This window comes from Chryseobacillus diguaensis, assembly GCF_049220665.1.
Classification (GTDB): domain Bacteria; phylum Bacillota; class Bacilli; order Bacillales; family Bacillaceae; genus Metabacillus_B.
The window spans coordinates 528,541-547,652 of the sequence record NZ_JBMKNV010000001.1 but is presented as its reverse complement, the minus strand read 5'-3'; the positions used below and the strand labels follow the sequence as shown (position 1 = coordinate 547,652).

General features: G+C 37.5%; 15 protein-coding genes and 2 pseudogenes. 6 read left to right on the top strand and 11 right to left on the bottom strand.

Translation table 11 applies throughout. From position 1 onward, the window contains the following. Nucleotides 1-182 precede the first annotated feature (182 nt). The gene (locus ACOT8F_RS20930; protein WP_489672220.1) at nucleotides 183-290 is read left to right on the top strand and encodes a hypothetical protein; all 108 of its coding nucleotides are present in this window, start codon (nucleotides 183-185) and stop codon (nucleotides 288-290) included. 1,055 nt (nucleotides 291-1,345) lie between these two features. Here the strand turns inward: ACOT8F_RS20930 and ACOT8F_RS02690 are convergent. Then, nucleotides 1,346-1,897 (bottom strand): Ig-like domain-containing protein, encoded by a 552-nt coding sequence (locus tag ACOT8F_RS02690; protein ID WP_421649993.1) that lies wholly within the window; start codon nucleotides 1,895-1,897, stop codon nucleotides 1,346-1,348. Nucleotides 1,898-2,188: 291 nt separating this feature from the next. Here ACOT8F_RS02690 and ACOT8F_RS02685 point away from each other — a divergent pair, with 291 nt between their 5' ends. Further along, entirely contained in the window at nucleotides 2,189-4,087 is a 1,899-nt protein-coding gene (locus ACOT8F_RS02685; protein WP_421649992.1) for a PhoX family protein, read from the top strand. A gap of 360 nt (nucleotides 4,088-4,447) precedes the next feature. Here ACOT8F_RS02685 and ACOT8F_RS02680 read toward each other — a convergent pair whose 3' ends face one another. From ACOT8F_RS02680 to ACOT8F_RS02660, 5 genes and pseudogenes are all read right to left on the bottom strand, one after another. Continuing rightward, nucleotides 4,448-5,455, bottom strand: a complete 1,008-nt coding sequence (locus tag ACOT8F_RS02680; protein WP_421649991.1) for a DUF6454 family protein — start codon at nucleotides 5,453-5,455, stop codon at nucleotides 4,448-4,450. A gap of 257 nt (nucleotides 5,456-5,712) precedes the next feature. After that, entirely contained in the window at nucleotides 5,713-6,135 is a 423-nt protein-coding gene (locus ACOT8F_RS02675) for an NPCBM/NEW2 domain-containing protein (RefSeq protein WP_421649990.1), read from the bottom strand. A 266-nt stretch (nucleotides 6,136-6,401) separates the two neighbouring features. Beyond that, nucleotides 6,402-7,655 (bottom strand): cytochrome P450 family protein, encoded by a 1,254-nt coding sequence (locus tag ACOT8F_RS02670; RefSeq protein WP_421649989.1) that lies wholly within the window; start codon nucleotides 7,653-7,655, stop codon nucleotides 6,402-6,404. Nucleotides 7,656-7,948: 293 nt separating this feature from the next. After that, nucleotides 7,949-8,181, bottom strand: a pseudogene (locus ACOT8F_RS02665) (MFS transporter); the annotation flags it as partial. 306 nt (nucleotides 8,182-8,487) lie between these two features. After that, nucleotides 8,488-9,852: an MFS transporter gene (locus tag ACOT8F_RS02660; protein ID WP_421649988.1), complete on the bottom strand. Its 1,365-nt coding sequence runs from the start codon at nucleotides 9,850-9,852 to the stop codon at nucleotides 8,488-8,490. A gap of 984 nt (nucleotides 9,853-10,836) precedes the next feature. Here ACOT8F_RS02660 and ACOT8F_RS02655 point away from each other — a divergent pair. From ACOT8F_RS02655 to ACOT8F_RS02645, 3 genes and pseudogenes are all read left to right on the top strand, one after another. Next, nucleotides 10,837-11,676: a deoxyribonuclease IV gene (locus ACOT8F_RS02655; protein WP_421649987.1), complete on the top strand. Its 840-nt coding sequence runs from the start codon at nucleotides 10,837-10,839 to the stop codon at nucleotides 11,674-11,676. A gap of 59 nt (nucleotides 11,677-11,735) precedes the next feature. Further along, nucleotides 11,736-12,028 (top strand): annotated as a pseudogene (locus ACOT8F_RS02650) (yteA family sporulation protein); the annotation flags it as partial. An 894-nt stretch (nucleotides 12,029-12,922) separates the two neighbouring features. Beyond that, nucleotides 12,923-14,533, top strand: a complete 1,611-nt coding sequence (locus ACOT8F_RS02645; RefSeq protein ID WP_421649986.1) for a bifunctional metallophosphatase/5'-nucleotidase — start codon at nucleotides 12,923-12,925, stop codon at nucleotides 14,531-14,533. Between the two features lie 354 nt (nucleotides 14,534-14,887). Here ACOT8F_RS02645 and ACOT8F_RS02640 read toward each other — a convergent pair whose 3' ends face one another. Together ACOT8F_RS02640 and ACOT8F_RS02635 are read right to left on the bottom strand one after the other, a co-directional pair. After that, nucleotides 14,888-15,682 carry an ABC transporter permease gene (locus ACOT8F_RS02640; RefSeq protein WP_421649985.1) on the bottom strand — a complete coding sequence of 265 codons (795 nt, stop codon included), beginning with the start codon at nucleotides 15,680-15,682 and terminating at the stop codon, nucleotides 14,888-14,890. Beyond that, nucleotides 15,663-16,310 carry an ABC transporter ATP-binding protein gene (locus ACOT8F_RS02635; RefSeq protein ID WP_421649984.1) on the bottom strand — a complete coding sequence of 216 codons (648 nt, stop codon included), beginning with the start codon at nucleotides 16,308-16,310 and terminating at the stop codon, nucleotides 15,663-15,665. Before ACOT8F_RS02635 ends, ACOT8F_RS02640 begins: the two co-directional genes overlap by 20 nt. A 314-nt stretch (nucleotides 16,311-16,624) precedes the next feature. Here ACOT8F_RS02635 and ACOT8F_RS02630 point away from each other — a divergent pair, with 314 nt between their 5' ends. Further along, entirely contained in the window at nucleotides 16,625-16,969 is a 345-nt protein-coding gene (locus ACOT8F_RS02630; protein ID WP_421649983.1) for a hypothetical protein, read from the top strand. Nucleotides 16,970-17,172: 203 nt separating this feature from the next. Here ACOT8F_RS02630 and ACOT8F_RS02625 read toward each other — a convergent pair whose 3' ends face one another. The 3 genes from ACOT8F_RS02625 to ACOT8F_RS02615 all read right to left on the bottom strand — a co-directional run bounded on the left by ACOT8F_RS02625 (nucleotide 17,173) and on the right by ACOT8F_RS02615 (nucleotide 19,057). Then, a complete protein-coding gene (locus tag ACOT8F_RS02625) occupies nucleotides 17,173-17,316 on the bottom strand; it encodes a DUF1499 domain-containing protein (RefSeq protein WP_421650042.1) in 144 nt (47 codons plus the stop codon). 244 nt (nucleotides 17,317-17,560) lie between these two features. Beyond that, the gene (map, locus tag ACOT8F_RS02620) at nucleotides 17,561-18,310 is read right to left on the bottom strand and encodes a type I methionyl aminopeptidase (RefSeq protein ID WP_421649982.1); all 750 of its coding nucleotides are present in this window, start codon (nucleotides 18,308-18,310) and stop codon (nucleotides 17,561-17,563) included. A gap of 105 nt (nucleotides 18,311-18,415) precedes the next feature. After that, complete coding sequence (locus tag ACOT8F_RS02615) at nucleotides 18,416-19,057, bottom strand: HAD family hydrolase (protein ID WP_421649981.1); 642 nt, start codon at nucleotides 19,055-19,057, stop codon at nucleotides 18,416-18,418. Between the last annotated feature and the right edge of the window lie 55 nt (nucleotides 19,058-19,112).

Sequence of the window (19,112 nt, the reverse complement as noted above, 5' to 3'; positions counted from 1 at the left end):
TACGCATTATTTCATTACAAAATAAAAACAGCTGGGCGTAATGTGTTTAAAGTTAGATAATAAAAGTGAAGGTGGACAGGTTTTATTTAAATAGCTTTAAATTTACTCTCCTGTTGCACCTGGAGAGTTTTTTATGTGAAAAGTTAAGAATACAGTTACATTCTTTCATTTTATAATTTAATATGACAAAAAATAGTATTGGAGTGACTAAATTGATTTTTTTTAATGAAAGAGAAGCATTAAAAATGAGGCTGGAACAGTTAGAGGATTCAGAAAAAAAGAAAAGTTGACTCAAACTCCGAACTTATGCATAGGGGAAAATTAAAACGGTGAACTTTTTCACTGTTAAATTAATCACCTATTTATTTAGTGTTATCTCTTTGTTGTAAAGATAATCGACCTTGTGCTTTGTAGTCATTAGTTGGGAAGCTAAAATAGCTGTATAAATAGTAGTAAGGATAATTGCTCCTATACCAATACCTGTAATATTTAATTTGTTTGAAAGGCATTTGTAATTGCCGGCAACAGAAGGGAAGAGAAGGAATGATATTACACGGTAATAACAAATAAGTGTCATTTTCGCTTAAAATAAAAAAGAGCCAGGATCTCTCCCGGCCGGTTATCACGACCAGGAAATAGAAAAACTAATGTAATAAAAAACTCCACAAAATAATACGAAATTCGATAGACTACCTAAAAAAACAGTCTGCAGCTGTTCCCCTTAGAACTATAGGAGAAGCACTAGAACGGGAAGGACAAGGAATTTCATATTTAGGATCATTTGTTCAAGGTTTACTTAAATATGATGCCAGGGTTAAAAAAATAGCAAGAAACAGTTATGTGTATGAAGATGCACTAAATAACGTTCATTTAACCGTAAAACCTAATTAAAGGGATATGGAATCCTGCAAATAAGCGAGTATTCGGGAGATAATCGAATTAAACTGAGGGAGTTGAAGAAGGAAAGTTTACCTATAATAAATTATCGGAACATGAGGGAATAAACTTATGGGATGTTTGGATCTTTTTTAAGTTTACATAATATATATTCTAGGCAGTTGAATCTCAACAAAAAAACTGTCTCATTTCAACAAGTAATCTTGTCAATTGAGACATAAAGGAAATTTTCAAAACAATTATTTATTTATAATATTTTCCACCAGATCCACCAACTAACTCCCACTTTAATTTCTTTCCCTTAAATTAAGTAAAATGCCCTCTGAATATTTTTATTTTACAATTGATGGTAACAGACTTTTGGCTGCCTGCTTTATCTGAGCTTACCTCAGTAAATTTGGTTCCTCTCTTCTGTCTGCTGATCCCAATTCTATAGTTTCCTTTGCTGTCAGCAGATCCTCTTGCAGCGATCGCTGCCTCTCATTAATTTTATACTGGATCCAGCCTCTGTAAGTCCTTTGATTGCTGTACTTTTTGAATTAATAGGATTCACTGTCAGCCTTGGTGGAGTCTTATCAAGCACCATTACGGTTGTTGGTGCACTGATATTCTCGTTGCTGTCTTGCGCAACGATGTCCAGTACACTTCCTGCCTTAAACGGTCGATTCACTTTTAATGTAAAGCGTCCTGATCCGTCAGCGTAGGCGCCAGTCGCTACCTTGTTGTGATAAAATGCTCCAACAAAAGAATAGGGTTCTGCAATGCCGGTAATTACCTTGTCATTATTGTCCACTTTATTGACTCTTGGACGGTCCGGCGGCATAGTGTCAACTGCGCCTCCATCAGAGAAGATTACATCTGAGCCAATAACATAAGTAGAAGATCCAGAATCATTTCCATTCATATTTAAAACGTGAATGTAATATGTTCCGGCTCCTACATCATAAATTTGATAGGTTACTACTGAATCACCGGCATCACCATCAATAGGATTCAGCATTTTATCATGGCGAATTTGTTATTCATTGATCTACTGCTATTATTATTGCGATTGCACTCCAATCTTAAAATTTAATATCGCTGTCTAAAATGCATGGCTTCTTTAACTCCTCTGCCTATCTGTTCTCTTATTAGGAGGCTTTCTTTTCAACAAATTATTATATAAATATAGTCTGATATGTCGTCTGATTGTAATATTTGTTCAACACTAGTTATTATTAATTAATATTTCCTTAATAGTAAAATGGTTAAATAGGATTTGTACAAAAATTTAGGAGGAGGAAACTAAATAATGAAAAAAACAGTATCCATTGGTCTATCTGTGGCAATTATGGCTTCATCAATTACGGCTGTAGCTGCGCAGGATAAACAACAATCTGCAAATCATCAAAACAATCAAATTAAAAGTGTAGAATTTAATTCCATGAAAGCTCCAAGCAATATTAAAAACATGGTCAGAACCTATACTGATGCTAAACTAAAAATTACTTATAAAGACGGCAGCGTAAAAGAGACCCCTCTTAATTACAATCAGCTCTTTTTATCTAAAGACAAAATTGTTGATAATAAAGGCGAAATGATTCCAGCTGGTACTCCTATTGATGCTAAAGGAAATCCGATTGTCGATAAAAGTGTTCCAGAACATCCTTCCTATTATGTATCTGATGCACCTGATTCCAACAGCCTCATTACAGTGGCAGGAAAAACTTATATTATTTCTCATTATGAGTATGATTCAAAGGATAATGCAGGAAATGAAGTTTCTGGTCTTCCAGCATCCATGACTCTTACACAAGTAGATCGAAATAATAAAACTGGCGAGCTAACTGTTAACAACTCGAAAAAAATTGATTTTTCAAATGTAAATGGACTGTGGACTCCATGTAATGGATCTACTACAGATTGGGGAACTCATCTTGGTTCAGAAGAATATGAACCAGATGCACGCGCTTTTGAAGACCCTTCCTCTAAGGCTAATAAAGCTGTCACGAACTTTGCTAATTTGTATTTTGGAGATAAGTCAAAAGCTAACCCTTACTTTTATGGCTGGACTCCTGAAATCTCAGTCGATTCAAATGGTAAACCATCCGTTGTTAAACACTATAGTACCGGAAGATTTTCACATGAAATCATGCAGGTTTTACCTGACAACAAAACAGCATTGTTTGGTGATGATGGCTCAAATACGATGATGTTTATGTATGTAGCAGATAAGAAGAAAGATTTTTCTGCTGGAACGCTTTATGCAGCCAAATTTAATCAAACCGGTTCTGAGAATGGCGGAGCAGGAAAATTAAAATGGATTAAACTCGGTCATTCAACCGACAAAGAAGTAAAATCCATTATCGATAAGGGTACAAAGTTTAGCGATATTTTTGATACAGCAACTAAGCCAACCGATGGCTATAAGGCAGTCAAAACTGCAGCAAGTAAAAATGTCGAGTACCTTAAAGTAAAACCCGGAATGGAAAAAGCGGCTGCTTTCCTAGAGTCTCGCAGGTACGGTTCCTTGTTAGGTGCGACCTCCGAATTTAATAAAATGGAAGGCATCACCGTCAATAAAAAAGATAAAAAAGCGTATGTTGCTATTTCCAATCAAAGCGGCAGCATGGAAAAAGAACAAGGCAGCGTTCAAGACGATATTCAACTGCCTGCTATTAAATCTGGTGTAACCTACCAGCTAGATTTGGCCAGCCAGCAAAAAGACAATGGCGGCAGCAAGGTTGATAGTGAATTCGTACCTTCTGCTATGAAAGGATTAGTTGTTGGAGAGGATTTAGCAAAGCCAGATGCCTACGGTAATACGGCTGCACAAGATAAAGTAGCAAATCCTGATAATCTAACCTTTTCAGACGATTTAAACACATTATTTATTGGAGAAGACAGCTCCCTTCACACAAATAACTTTGTATGGGCTTATAATGTTAAAACAAAGAAATTATCTAGAATTCTTTCCGTTCCGGTTGGAGCTGAAGCAACAGGATTAAGAGCAGTTGACAATCTTAAAAACTCCCGATATGTATTAAGCAACTATCAGCATCCCGGTGAAGATATTGATGGTAAACAAATTACAGCAGTCGACAAAGCGAAACTATCAGAAGCGATGAAACAGAGCCTCGGCATTCAAGAGACTGGCGGAGTCGGCTACATCTCCGGATTACCTTCTGGCGACATAAATTCTAATAAATAACGAACTCTGAAATCGAGGCCCTTATGGTTTTTAGTTTGCATAACGCAAACTAGAACCATAAGGGGCTTTTTTTCATAGGAAAGCTAATCTATAACTAACAGCGATAGTTAGCCGCCGATCTCATATAATGTAAAGCTTTTAATCAATAAGCAATTACATTCGGTTTTTTGGGAACCCTAAAGGTCATAAAATGCCATATGGGAAAAATTCAACTCTAATGATTTAACATACAGAAAACACCCGGCATCATCTAAGTGCTAAAGATGCCGGGTGTTTTTTCTGGTAAACAAAGCGATCGCTGGATGGATTCTTAGGAAATCCATTCCCAATGTTCTTCAATTTAATAATCTCATACAAAGCTTACTGTTTAATATTGAGATTGTTAGTTTCATATACCAGCAAGGACCCCTGATCATCATCCGGAACAGCGTAAAGCTGCAGCTCTTTACCTGCATTCTCCAAGAATACTGGATTGCGGGTAATGACATGTCCTTGAGGAGAAAACTCAGTGATTGGAGCTTCGTGGATCGTATCCATCGTTTTCATATCAATTAAGGCTAATCCACCCAACTCATAGGGCTTGGAATTACCGTTTACAGGATTAGGAAGTTCAGAGATCCCGCTCATAATCATTTTCCCTTGGCCAATGTAATGCCCGTCTTGGTAATCTATAAAGTGGCTATGATTTTCTTTCACAAGCCGCTGCTGCCCTTTTTCGTTCCACTTATAGAATTTGCGTGAGCCCCAGCTGTTACCGGTAATTTGCCCATTTTGACCGTCACGGACCAATCCGCCGATATGATCATGAACTCGGAACGCTTCTTCTGCTTTCATGGTCTTAGGATCAATTTTGTAGACAATAGACTGGCTATTTGGGCGGTATTCGGCGACTGGCACCCAAATATTTTTACCATCAAAATCAATGCCTCCCGGATGATAGATGTTTCCTTCACCCAATCGGATATCCTTTAGAAGCTTACCTTGTTTGTCAAAAACAAAAAGGTGACCAATTCCTTTTCCCGGAGTGCGGTCATATCCACCTTGAGGTTGGTCATATTTTACTGGCTTTTCAGTAAGTTCAACTGAAGACATGTAAAAGAGGTCCCCGACTCGAACCATACCTTGTGAATGATAGTTGTTAAATTGAAGGTCAATTTTTTCTTTTTGCTGCCATGTGGTATTTCGCGAAAGTTTCTGGAACTGAGTGGTTAGTTTCTGCCCTTCCGTGTCTGCCTTTGCCAAAGCTGCTGAATTAGTACTATTAGACATCGCAAAAGCATTTAACCCGGTACTATTAGACGCTGAAAAAGCCGTTAACCCGGTACTAATTAATAGAATTGCAGTTGCTGTGATAGTGGTTTTTCGCATGATGTCCCTCCTATTATGTATATTCCTCCGAAAATGCTCACTTTTTCCACTTTGTGAATTTGGCAGTTCGAAAGAAAGTTATGATGTCTCCTTCAATAAAATCTTACTTGTTCCGAAGCGAAGAAAAAAGACTTTTGGAGCAGGTTTTACAAAAACCATACATAGAGTTAACAACATTAACAGAGCAACATTTAAAAATTCACACATAGGTAGATAAGCCAAGAGGACGGCTAGTATAACCGTCCTCCCAGCTAAAACTATTCAACTTTTAACTTTGCATCTGCCCAATCGGCATGGTCATTCGAATTACCATCCCCATTGTCGGTAACAATCAGTGTAAGTTCTTTTTTACCTTTAACATCTACATTCACCAGCTTAGCAGGGGAGGATTTCGTCATTTTGCCGCTGTCAAAGACATTGGTCCCATCGAGAAGCACCTGGAACTGAATGGATCCAGTTCCATTGGTTTCTTGATCTAGCCCGACATAAGTCTGGAACGTTGAAAATCCTTTTCCAGCAAGGTCATATACAATTTCAGAATTGGCATGTGTTCCTATTCCTTTATCAAATGTTTTTATGCCTGATTCGGCTGCCAAAGTTAAGGCATTTCCGTCTACAGATTTATCTTTTTGAATGGCGGCCCACCCTGTTGTTCCGCTTTTCCAGTCAATATCACTCAAATAAACCTGGTCAGAAACGGTAAAATTGATTTCATAGGTCTTAGATAATAACCCATTGTTGATGCTTTTACAATAGCTGTTCCAGGCAGTTCTTTTGCCTGAGTGATTTCAATGTTTACATTTGAATTTTTTCCTGACACTGCTACCTGAGGAACCTTAAGGTCATCCGCTTTTAAAAATGGATAATTATAGTCAGTGACCTCAGAATTAAATTCGAATGTTCTTCTCTGCCCCCTTCGCGCGAGACTGGCAGTTCTTTTCCTCTATTAAAAAAAGACTGGGAGGGAGGTTAACCCCTGTGAACTCAGCGTGAAGTGCCAGGAGACGTTCTCCCGAGGTACGCTGAGACGCAGGTTGGGCATGCGTCTCAACAGGGTGGAAAACGCAACGTCTCCTTCCACACGGGCAAGCGGCGATCCCAAACACATATGGATGCCATGTCCAAAAGCGAGATGACGTTTGATTGTGCGGGTGATATCCAGCTCCTCTGGATCCATAAACTGGATCTCATCTCGATTGGCTGATTTCAGTACGGGAATGACCATATCTCCCCTTTTAATCTGTTGCCCGGCAAGCTCGATATCTTCAGTGGCAAAACGCGGTCCCGCGATTGTGGCGGGCCCATTGAAACGCAACAGTTCTTCCACGGCTGCAGGAACCAGATTGAGGTCGGCTTTTAGCTTTTCAAGTTGCTCGGGATGATCCAATAACATCATAGTGCCCGTAGCGATCAAATTCGAGGTTGTTTCATGGCCGGCAAAGATCAATAGCGAGATCATTGAAATTAATTCTGCTTCGTCGAGTCGATCTCCCTCCTCTTCAATGGCAATCAACTGGCTGATTAGGTCATCAGCAGGATGCTGGCGTTTGTCGGCCACAAGCTGCACAATGTATTCCCCGAAGGCGCGTAGCTGTTCCGCAACCCCTGGATCTTGTTTTCCTAGGCCCAGGCCGTGCGCGATGGCCGCGGACCAACCATGGATTTGTTCCTGGTCTGCTTGAGGCACCCCAAGCATATGAGAAATGACATTGATCGGTAAGGGATAGGCATAGTCCTTAACAAGATCCATCTCGCCTTTATCTTGTACCCGATCGAGTAATTTGTCAGCAATCTCCTGAACACGAGGACGTAAGCTTTCCATATATTTAGGCGTAAAGGCTTTGGATACCAATATTCGCAACCGTCGATGATCAGGTTCATCTACAGAAAGCATGGATTTTCCGGAAAAGAAGGTAGGGGGAGCAGATGGATCAGCAATGTTTTGCCTGATGTCACTGTTGCCATCGATGGAGCTCCCGTCTACAGTAAAGCGGGCATGATCTTTGAGCACCTGCATCGCCTCTTCCATACGCGTAACCATCCAGGCTGGACGATCCGTACTACCCATCGGATTCGAAATAGGAATAACGCATCCCAGTTCCCGCATCTGTGCGAATAACGGAAATGGATTTTCACCGCTTTTACCACTAAACAGACTCAATATCGCTTTCTCTGGTACGATTTTATCTGAATTATTCATAGCCATCTTCCTTTCTCATTGTGCCCTATATGGGAGTTATATGGTTCTTTAAATTCCAGAAATTATCTGCTGAGCGTTTCAAAAAAACATCATGATGATAGTCTTTAGGGTTTATTTAACATCCAATTTCCTCCTTAGGATACAACTCGTATTTTTTGTATTTATTTTAAATTGTTGATTTGCCTTCTAAATTGTTACTGGCTTCTTTAAAGTTATGTTTGGTTATTTTATTGAACAAACTACCGGAATTTTAGCTGTTATCTCTTATAAAAGACTGAGTGACATGTGCGACTCTTTTCACGAGGGAAGATCGTCAAAATAACATGCGTAAGCAAGGGCATAATGATACCTTTCACCGGCCGCCTGAATCATACGTCCGGTTAACAAGACAGGAAATCCTGTTTGCTACGGCTGAAAAAATTGTTCCTGCTAGAAATAAAATCATGGAAGCTTGAAAGAGTTCACGTGTGGTAAACCGTTGCATTAAATAGGCGGTAATAGGAATCAGGACGCCGTTTTCCAGCATCGGATGGTAGACAAAAGAAATGAATCGTGAAATTCGTTTGAAACCTTAATGAGGCTCCTATCAGGCTGTCGAAAAAATCGACACCCTTTTTTTGTGAAATGCTTTAAATCCATATTTTGTGGCTTGGATCATTTTAACTTACTTGGTGGTGACTCCTGGTATCGAAGAATGGATGGCATAAAACTGTACTTGGTGTTCTTCAGTTCCACCTATCCGGATATAGTATGTGCCAGGATTGAGTGTAGCTTTTAACCAGATCATAAGTCATTTAAACGTATAAAGTTTTAAAGAATCACAAAAAAACTTTTATGATAACAGATGGCCTTTTGTCTCTTTACCGAGTCTTAGAATGAGAACTCCAGCTATAGCTAAAGTAATCATTGCGATTGACATTGTATTAACTAATCCTAATTTCCCCCATATAGCAGCAAAGACAAGCGGTGAAAAGTCAGAAGTAATCCTTGTGATTGCTGTGGCCCATCCAAACCCACTAACACGAAGCAAGGTAGGATAGCATTCGGGAATATAAACATAAAGAATAGCAAGAGCAATTGACTCAAAAAACATATAGGTACCCAAGAGAATAAAACTGCTCGTAGGAGCGTGAAGAGTAAAAGCAAAAGCAAATAATGCGACTCCCATAAAAATAAAGCTAAGTGCAAGAGACCACTTTCGGCCCATTTTATCGACAAGAAAAATACATAGAACGACTCCAAGTAGTCCAATTAATGTTATATAAGATGTAAATAAAAAAGCGGCATATGTTTTATATCCATTAGCAATTAATATTTTGGGCAGCCATAAAATGACACCATAGTAGATAAATAATACGCTTGCATACGCGTACCAAACCATTAATGTTATACCTGGGTTAAACCTCCAAACTTTTAACAAGGAAGCAAACAACCCTTTAACAATCTTTTCGTTATTCTTAAATCCCGCTCCAGAGTCATTATGTTCAAATAACTGTCCCGCGTCCATCTCAATACCATGAACTTTCCTAAGGATTACATTGGCTTCTTTTACCTTTCCTTTGCAATACAAATAGAGTGGCGATTCAGGAATGGCCAGTCTAATAAAAAAAATTAATAGTACAGGTAACCCTGCAGCAAGAAAAATCAACCGGAAATTTTGAAAAGGACTGAGCCATGCAGACACAAAGCCTACTGTTGTGGCACCACCTACCCAAAAAACACCGAGAAAAGCAATTAATTTCCCTCGATATTTCGGGGGCATAAATTCAGACAACATAGCCATATCAACAGGAAGACAACCACCAAGTCCTACTCCCGCGATAAACCTGAAAAGAAATAATAGCGTTACATTCGGTGCCGCAGCGCATAGCAAAGAAAAAACAGAATAAAGAAAAATAGTACCAATAAACGCTTTTTTTCTACCTACTAGATCACCAAGACTACCAAATAAAATGCCTCCTACCGCCATACCTAAAAAGCCTACTGTAGCAAACCATCCCAACATAGATGGGGCAACATTCCACTCCTGGCCAATTAACGGAATCACATATGAAGCAAGCAAAACGTCAAAGGCATCAAAAAAGTAACCCAAAGCTCCTACGATATAAATCCAAATATGAGAACGTCGTAAAGCAATATCAGGTAATACCGATCTGCCACCTTGCAGTTTGTTAAAATGAGTGGCTTCTTCTACCATATTATTGCACCCCCTGAGTTCATTAAAATAATTATAATATTCAGTAAATTTTGGCCATGTTTCTCCTTTCATATCCGATGTACGCAAATATGGAAATTTTTTCTTTAAAGTTACTGTACAAAACACACTAATTAAAGTCAACGTCTTTAATTAGTCATTAACTAGGTGGCACAACCTAAAACTGCGCTTAATTTAAAAACAAATGTTATCACAAGATACATAATTTATCTGAATTATTACTAGGTATACCTATGCTAAGTAAAGACAATTAAAAGTCCTGTCTTTAATTTAGAAAGTACTGTAGTATTATTACTTAATTCTATTTCCTATTGCTCTTTTAACGATTTGGTTTATTCCAAGAATAGAGTAGCAGTTTACAGCAGATTTTGAAAAAAACCCGAAAAATTCTCAACAGCGTATTGATTTTAGTTTAATCTTAGACAGCCTGCTAAATGTACTATTCGCAGGGCAAAAGGAAAAAATCACAAATAAAAAGCAGCCGGCAGGCTGCTTTCAGCTTTATCTTTATTCTTTTGTTTAACCCTGCTTTGGATCTGATTAATGTAGCGGATTTGCCTCCTTGTCAATATAGAAATGGCAGTTCTGGTGTAGGTTTAAGGCTGTTACTAGATATTTCTCATCCACTTCCCCTTTTAAAAGAGCAGACATGGCACCTTCTTTTCAGCCTTATTAGCAATAACAATCACTGTTTTAGCTTCAATATTTGTTTAATGCCAATCGTAATGCCTTTTTCCAGCTGAACAGTGTATTTGTCCATGTTCAAAGAGGAATAGTTATTTGCCTATTTGTCAGTTTATTCTTGGCTTTTATTTTGTTTACATTCAACGACAGTCTTAATTACTCCTTATACTAAGTGGGACTGTTCCAATGTGTATTTAAAATGAAAAAAACGGACACATTACAACCGTAAAAGATACAAGACTACTGGTATCTGGTTAAGTTTATTGAACGGAAGGGATATTCATGAAATTTGGATGTCATGTTAGCATACGGAAAGGGTATTTGGGTGCAGCAAAACAAGCAGCAGCATTAAATGCTGCTGCTTATCAGTTTTTCCCTAAAAATCCCAGGAGTTTGACAATCAAAAATTACGATCCGACAGAAGCAAAACTTTGTAAGGAATACTGCTGCGAACATCAGTTGACATCTGTTGCCCATACACCTTATCCAACAAGTCTAACCCCTTCCAGTGAAAAAAGAGAGATAACCATCAGTTCACTGCTAAATGATTTAGAAATCGCAAATGCATGCGGGTCTGAAGGAGTAGTTGTTCATTTTGGAAAAAAAGTACATAGAAATGATCCACTGGCAGACTATCAATTAATGATAAGCATGTTAAATTCTGTTCTTAGCCAATGGAAAGGGGATTGTAAAATTCTATTGGAAAACAATGCGGGTAAACCTGGTTCTATAGGGACAACCTTTGAAGAACTTGTACAAGTGAGAAAATTATGTGATTATCCAGAAAAAATAGGGTTTTGTCTTGATACTTGCCATGCGTTTGCCAGTGGACTTTGGACAGGTGATAATTGGTTGGAAGTTTTAGAAAACGGGCAGAAATTGGGATATTTTGAACATTTGAAAGTGATCCACCTAAATAATTCGATGTATAAAATCCGGGAAGGAAAAGACCGGCATACGAACATCTTTAACAATGGTTATATTAGAGAAAATCAATTCGAGGAACTCGTGTTATCACCGGTTCTAATTGATATTCCCTTTATATTGGAAACACCTTCCAAGTCAGGAATAACTCATGAAGAGGAAATTCAACAACTGAATTTAAAATGGGGAAGCCATTAAATAAAGAATTTGGCTTCTGGAACATTTTTCTTATCCCCATAATTTAACTTTTTTGTTAAGAAGGTGTCTTAATGCCTCCGTTTGGAAAGTTTGATTTAGATGAACAAGATGAAAATGTAGCCTATGATGCAGAGGATTCGTGGCAAGATGTTGCAAGCTATGGGACTTCCGAGTCTCCTTCTGATTTCTACAACCCTCCAAAAGATTATAATGACATGTATGTAGAATCCGAAGAAACACCGGGTATGTTGAGGATTTCGAAAACTTTGTTGGTGTTGACATTAATGGGCGTAACATCACTGTCTATCTTACTAATGAGCATGAGAATTATGAGCATTTATTAGACGATTAGGGCATTATGATCGAATTTGGACCTGCCTGCAAGTGAGCATGATCCATATACAGAAATTGACTGATTCTAAAAAAGGCCTTAATCGAATTACCTAAAAGATTTTAACTTTGCACAAGTAAAAAATCAGTTCTATTTAGGAATAAGCTTTTTTCTTATAGCTTTTGTCATGATTTATCTCCTTGGTTACGCAAGAGGGTCAAACAGGCTAACGTGACTTGGACCTAACCTGGAATAAGAGGTTCCCGAAATAACCTTAAATCATTTTAAAGCCTAAAATGTTTAAAATGGAAACCCTTTAAGGATTCTATTAAACTGTTATGGCTGACCTTCCAATTATAGTTGGAAGGTTTTTTCATTTCCATCTGCGTTTTACACTAATCGTTCCCTTTTTTATTTTGTTTGGTTTCCGTCGCGTTAGTAATATTTAATAGTTTTGGCTTCTGGCTGCTTCTATTATCAGCATTGGCACGAAATTAAATTTTAATTAAAACAAAATCCAAAATGGCTGCTGGGTTTAAACTCCGGATAACATAATCAATATCCGAGAATTTATGTATCATTCTTTATTTTTATATTTGCAATCATTCTCCTGAGGCTATTTCAACATAAACCTTCATTTAAGCCCGATTGTAAGTATTTCCTTAACTGTTCCCGCATGTTTGATTATGTGTTTATGATCCTAAAAAAAACGTTACACAAAAAATATATTATATTTACATAGTAACTTTTAAATATATGCTAACATAATAAATAGTTTCGTGATTAAGAAGTGCAAATAGTCCTATAAAAAAGTAATCACTCTTAAAATTATTCCTGGTTGCTGCAGAGAGATTTTTTTCCTTTTAAGTCACGTAAACTATTAAACTTATTATTCGAAAGGAGAAAACAACTTAGATGAAACAGTTAAAAATTGTAAAGAAAGCTGCTTTAAGTACGGCATTATTATTTGGATTATTAGCTCCGCAAGCGGCAGTCTTTGGTGAAACTTCACCCCAACCAGAAAACCCTTCGAATCGAGGTATTCATGTTCAACTATTAGGTGTCAATGATTTTCATGGCCAGATTGACAATTATAGAACAGTAAATGGAAAACAAGTAGGCGGTGCTGAATATTTAGCTGCCTATATAAAAAAATATAAGAAACAAAATAAAAACACTTTAACTGTCTCTGCTGGAGATACTGTTGGAGCAAGTTCTCCAACATCAGCCCTTTTGCAGGATGAGCCTACCATTCGAATTTTTAATAAGATTGGGTTTGATGTAAGTACGATCGGAAACCATGAATTTGATGAGGGTGTCCCTGAAATGAAACGTCTCATTTATGGAGGCAATCATCCGGCAACTGGTAACTTTGAAGGTGCAGACTTCCCTTATGTATGCGCTAATGCAATTGATCAGAAAAATGGAAAACCGATTCTTCCTCCATTCTTTATTAAAAAAGTAAATGGAATGCCAATTGGTTTCATAGGAGTTGTGACGCAAGAGACAAAGAAAACAGTTATGCCAACGATGCTCAAAGGTGTTGAAATTACCGATGAAGTACAAGCTATTAACAAATATGCAAAACTATTAAAAGCGCATGGAGTAAAATCAATCGTTGTCTTGGCGCATAATCCTGCTTCTTCAAATCCGGATGGAACGAATCCTCAAGGGGATGCTGTAAATATTGCAAACAACGCAGATGATGAAGTGGATGTCATTTTTGCCGGTCATAATCATGCCTATGCTAATACCACAGTCGATAACAAATTGATTGTTCAAGGATATTCCTATGGAACAGCATTTACTGATGTTGATTTAGAAATAGATCCTAAAACGAAAGATATCGTAAAAAAATCAGGTCAGGTTATTACAACATTCCATGATGGGATCAAGCCAGACCAAGAAGTAAAAGCCATGGTAGATAAATATAAAGAGGAAGTAGCTCCAAAAATTAATAAACAAATTGGGGAAGCAAAAGAAGCAATTACTGGAACTCCGGATGCCAGTGGTGAATCCGCTCTTGGTAACTTCATTGCAGATGCACAGCGTGTTGCAATGGGATCAGACTTCGCATTTATGAATCCGGGCGGAATTCGAGCAGACTTAAATGCAGGTACAATTACTTGGGGAAATTTATTTAGCATCCAGCCATTTAATAATACACTAACTAAAATGACCCTTACAGGTGCCCAAATAAAAGCAGTATTAGAACAGCAATTTATAGATAATAACAAAAAGATTTTACAAGTTTCTGGTTTAAAAGTTACTTGGGATCAAAATGCTCCAGTTGGCCAAAAAATGATAAAATTGACTGACAGTGCTGGAAATGACATTGCGCCTGACAAAGAATATACTGTAACAGTTAATAGCTTCCTTGCTTCTGGCGGCGATGGATTCACAAAATTCACTGAGGGAAAAAATCAAATTGCTGGACCAGTGGATTTAGACGCATTAGTTAAATATATTCAAGACAAAAATGCACCAATTTCTGCTCCTCCAACTGATAGAATTGATGTTCAATAATTAATAGAAAGAAATAATAGCAGTAAAAGTCAACTTCAGCTAAAAGACTGAAGTTGACTTTTTTGATGGTGAAATTCAATATGAGCGAAAGATTTTCATTGAGTAAACTTATTATTCATCTCTACTTTTGTAATTGCCTTTGCCTGGCTCGTTTAAATGTATCCCGTTTAGCTGATTCTTTTAGCTTGTGAGCTTTCTCCTTTAAGATCTTCGTTGTTGTAATACAACTCTCCTAAATGAAAAGCATCCAGTTCTTGGGTTTTTACTTTTCTTAAGCTGCTTTTTTATTTTCAAACTTAGCTTACCAAATCCTTTTCGATAACCATCTTTTCTTTTTTCCATATAACAGGAAAATCATTCTCCATTTTTTAAAACTAACTGGGCTTTTTCATTAAAAAACTGTTTCGTGCCTAGCTGTATAAACAATATGACACATAACGCTGTACTTCCTGTTATACCAAGCAATACGACGAGCTGGTATTCAATTGCTACTAATGGGCTTGCACCTGCAAGAATCTGTCCTGTCATCATGCCGGGCAAAAAAACGATTCCCATACCCAGCATATTATTTAATGTGGGCAAAATTGCTGAATCAAATGCTGAATTTACTATTGACCTTGAGGCTTCTTCTGGTTTTGCACCAAGCATTAGTGCTCCTTCTACATATTGTTTTTGCTTTTTCATGCCTTCTAAAAGGTTTTTAACTCCTAAAGTAATCCCTGTCATGGAGTTGCCGATGATCATCCCTGCTATAGGAATGAAATACCTTGGTTCATACCAGGGCTGAAAATGAATAACGACCATATTAAAGAAAAAAAGGCTTAACAGTGATCCTGAAAGCATAGAAACGGCAATGCTGATTTTCAATTTTTTTGAAAGAAAGCCGCCAGCTTGCTTATAAATATTAAAAATCGCGAATGTTTCCATTAAAAGCACAATCAGCAAAGTAACAAACGGAATTGGGTGCTTAAAGATCAATGTCAGCAAATAGCCGACTAAGATCAGCTGGATGGACATTCTCGCAGTTGCTATCAGTATGGTTTTTTCTCGCTTGATTCCTCGCCATTTAACAATAAAAAGCAACATAAGTATAAATAAATAGGCTGATATCAGCCGCCACAGCTCAGGATCAACCATTTTCTCCTTCATATGCCACTCCTTTATTGATGTTCTCAATTCTAATAATCTCATCAGAATATTTTTCAGCGATTTCTGGTGAATGCGTCACCATTATAATGGTTTTACTATCCTTTTTCATAGCTTCAAAAAAACGTTTCATTACTTCATTTTCGGTCTCTTTATCTAAAGAGGAAGTTGGTTCATCCAAAAGCAATACCTCAGGATCCATCAAATAGACCCTGGCTAGTGCCAAGCGCTGTTTTTCTCCGCCTGATAGCTCGTCAGCATCCTGATCAAAGGATTTCCTTAGCAAAACAAGATCCATCGCTTCTCTCGCTTTTTTTTCTGATACCGGTTCTTTTTCAGAAAAGCTCCTCCCGATCATCAGATTTTCATACACTGTACCTTCAAATATCACTGGCTGCTGAGCAAGCATGACTACTTTTCTCCTGTGTTCTACGGCAGAGCATTCTTTTAGATCCTTCCCCTTGTAATAAACAAATCCCTTATCAGGTGAAAGCATAACATTGAACATTTTGAGAAGGGTTGACTTCCCTGCCCCGCTCTCGCCTATAAGACTTGTTATAAGGTGCTTCTTAATGGTTAACGATTTAATGTCCAGAATGTTTTTATACACAAGCGAGCTGATTTCAAACATATGCTACTCTCCCTGCTTCCCCTGTTTACTTTTAGCATATCAAAAAACCTTATTTTCATTAAAAGGAATAACAAATTTCTAAGATCTTTGCCTTAGCTGAATAAAAAATAAGGTCAAATCATATAGTCATCAATACGATAAACATTCGTGGATCACTCTAGCAAATAACAGATCATTAACCTATAACAGCAAAATCCTTTCTGAATATTATGATATATATTGCATTTATTTGAATGCATGCAAATTAGAACTCTTTTCGAATGATGTAAAGTCTGGTATTATTTCTATAACCAGATGGTAAGGAGGTGTACGGAATGAAGAATCGGGTTTTGTTCGTCTTTGTTATAGCATTCGCTGCCCTTTTCATTAATCAAAGCATGGCACTTCATTCTCATTACCACCCGGCATCGAAGATTTATCTGGATGACGAATCGGATAAACATTCCGGACATCATGAAGGTAAATCTCCAGATCTGAACACGGTATTTGGTGATCTGCCAGGCAGCACAGCTCAGCTTATTCTTTTATCGGCTGTTTTTCTAACCAGCACATTTGCGATATTTGGAATGGATACCCGATTTAAGAAGTTTTTGCTAAGCGTCTTTTATCAATCATCCTATTTTCGAAAACTCCCCTTTTCCTTTATAAATTTAAAATAAAGGGGGTTAACGGGATGTTCTGGTTATTCAGAGTTTTTATGATTGCATGCTTCTCTTTTACTGCAATTAGTTTGCTTTCTTACCAAGGCGTGGAAATTTACCATGCGCTGATCGATTTCTTCAACAATAAACAAAGTTAATGAAAATAAACAGCATACTTCGGTATGCTGTTTTTAATAGGTTTAAAGTTTACAAATTAGTTGTCACATTCTTTTCCGATTTACACCAAAATCATATAAACCTTGTTCAGCGTCTGACCGAAAATGAATGAGTTTATTTGTATCATCAATCAAAAATTCTGCAGTATCATTAAATTTCATTACTTTTGTTTTAAATTCACATTTCAGATTAGGGACCTTTTTTTAAAAAGCTGTTTTCGCAAAGATGCTGCTCGTATATGTTTAGAAAACGCATCAAGATAAGCTTCATGGCATCTTTTCTTAAAATGAGCAGATGTATATTTGCTTAAAATTGATTTATTTAGGTTTAGAAACAACAAAGTTTAAGAAAAGAGCCTTTTAAAATGAATAATGCCCGAACAAGCTCCTATAGAAGCAAAAGGCATCAGCAATGGCCTCTGATGCCTTTCTTTTAAACTTCCTCAGTGATTAAATAAGGTCCGTTTTCTGTAATGGCAATGGTGTGTTCAAACTGTGCAGAAAGCTTTCCATCGACTGTTCTTGCTGTCCAGCCGTTGGAATCCATTTTTGATTGCCATACTCCTGCATTAACCATTGGTTCAATCGTAATAACCATTCCTTCGCGAAGTCTCGGGCCTTTTCCAGGTTTTCCGTAATGAAGGATCGTCGGATCTTCATGGATCGTTTTTCCGATCCCATGACCTGTAAAATCTCTAACTACTGAGAAATTCTCGGCTTCAACATAAGATTGAATCGCATGCCCAATATCACCGGTCCGGTTGCCTGCGATTGCCTGGGCAATCCCTCTGTTCAGAGATTCTTTCGTTACATCCAGCAGTCTTTGGGTTTCTTCTGTGATGGTTCCGACAGGATGAGTCCATGCTGAGTCTGCAAGTCCTCCATTTAAGTTCACAACCATATCAATCGTAACAATATCGCCCTCTTTTAATGGCTTTTTGCTCGGAAATCCATGGCAAATTTCATCATTTACAGAAGCGCAGGTTGCGTAAGGATATCCTTGATAACCTTTTTGTTCTGCAGTTGCTCCGTATTTAGCCAAATATTTTTCAGTAAATTGATCAATCTCTAAAGTAGTGATTCCGGGTTTGATCAATTTTGCAATTTCTCTATGACAAGAAGCTAAAATTTTACCAGCTTCTTGCATCATTTCAATTTCTCTTTTGCTCTTTAACGTAATCATGCAGCATATCTCCCAACAATTTGCCAATATAGATCTAATCAATTTTAAAAATCCACTTTAAATTTTAACCTTATTTTTCTTCTGTTGCAAATTCAAGACTCCTTTTTAATTGGCTTCCTGAATGATGTCCTTAAATTCTGATACACTTCTAATCCTTTCTTTCGGCTGGTGATCGTATTCAGCTGTTTCAAAATTTGGAAGCCATTGAGCCGCATAGGCAGTAATCTCGGCCCTATTGCCAGCTTCTATATCAGAATCACTGTCTCCTATATAGATCGCATCCGTTTTTTTAAGATTCAATTTTTTGATAGCCATTTCAATTCCTTCAGGATCTGGTTTAGGATTTTTGACATCGTTCCCAGTAATCATAACGGAAAAAATATTTTCCATTCCAAGTTCTTTTAGAGAAAGGCCCAGACTCCGTTTTGATTTTCCTGTTACGACCCCAAGCTTTACGCCGTTATCCTTTAAAGTATGCAATACCTCAGTAATCTCCTCATTTCTTTTAACATAAAGGGAATGATTTTTTTCATATTCATGATAATAATCTTCTTTGGCTGATTCTTTATCTTCATGCTGAAGATGTAAGTCAATAATTTCCGTTTCAGGCGGTCCAAACATTTTCATAATTTCTTCTGAAGAGAAATTGGACTGATCATATGTTTTAAAAATCGATTTAAATGAGTGATAGATGTTTGGCAAAGTGTCTGCTAATGTACCGTCAAAATCAAATAGTATGGCTTTCATCCCTGATTTCATCCTTTCCAGCTAAAAAGCATGCTTTTGATTTTGATATACCCGA

What these genes read in the sequence shown, in the direction of transcription:
- ACOT8F_RS02645 (WP_421649986.1), top strand. Translation starts at nt 12,923, where the DNA reads ATGAAACAGTTAAAAATTGTAAAGAAAGCTGCTTTAAGTACGGCATTA.
- ACOT8F_RS02615 (WP_421649981.1), bottom strand. Translation starts at nt 19,057, where the DNA reads ATGAAAGCCATACTATTTGATTTTGACGGTACATTAGCAGACACTTTG.
- ACOT8F_RS02680 (WP_421649991.1), bottom strand. Translation starts at nt 5,455, where the DNA reads ATGCGAAAAACCACTATCACAGCAACTGCAATTCTATTAATTAGTACC.
- map (WP_421649982.1), bottom strand. Translation starts at nt 18,310, where the DNA reads ATGATTACGTTAAAGAGCAAAAGAGAAATTGAAATGATGCAAGAAGCT.
- ACOT8F_RS02655 (WP_421649987.1), top strand. Translation starts at nt 10,837, where the DNA reads ATGAAATTTGGATGTCATGTTAGCATACGGAAAGGGTATTTGGGTGCA.
- ACOT8F_RS02685 (WP_421649992.1), top strand. Translation starts at nt 2,189, where the DNA reads ATGAAAAAAACAGTATCCATTGGTCTATCTGTGGCAATTATGGCTTCA.
- ACOT8F_RS02640 (WP_421649985.1), bottom strand. Translation starts at nt 15,682, where the DNA reads ATGAAGGAGAAAATGGTTGATCCTGAGCTGTGGCGGCTGATATCAGCC.
- ACOT8F_RS02670 (WP_421649989.1), bottom strand. Translation starts at nt 7,655, where the DNA reads ATGAATAATTCAGATAAAATCGTACCAGAGAAAGCGATATTGAGTCTG.
- ACOT8F_RS02660 (WP_421649988.1), bottom strand. Translation starts at nt 9,852, where the DNA reads ATGGTAGAAGAAGCCACTCATTTTAACAAACTGCAAGGTGGCAGATCG.
- ACOT8F_RS02690 (WP_421649993.1), bottom strand. Translation starts at nt 1,897, where the DNA reads ATGCTGAATCCTATTGATGGTGATGCCGGTGATTCAGTAGTAACCTAT.
- ACOT8F_RS02630 (WP_421649983.1), top strand. Translation starts at nt 16,625, where the DNA reads ATGAAGAATCGGGTTTTGTTCGTCTTTGTTATAGCATTCGCTGCCCTT.
- ACOT8F_RS20930 (WP_489672220.1), top strand. Translation starts at nt 183, where the DNA reads ATGACAAAAAATAGTATTGGAGTGACTAAATTGATTTTTTTTAATGAA.
- ACOT8F_RS02635 (WP_421649984.1), bottom strand. Translation starts at nt 16,310, where the DNA reads ATGTTTGAAATCAGCTCGCTTGTGTATAAAAACATTCTGGACATTAAA.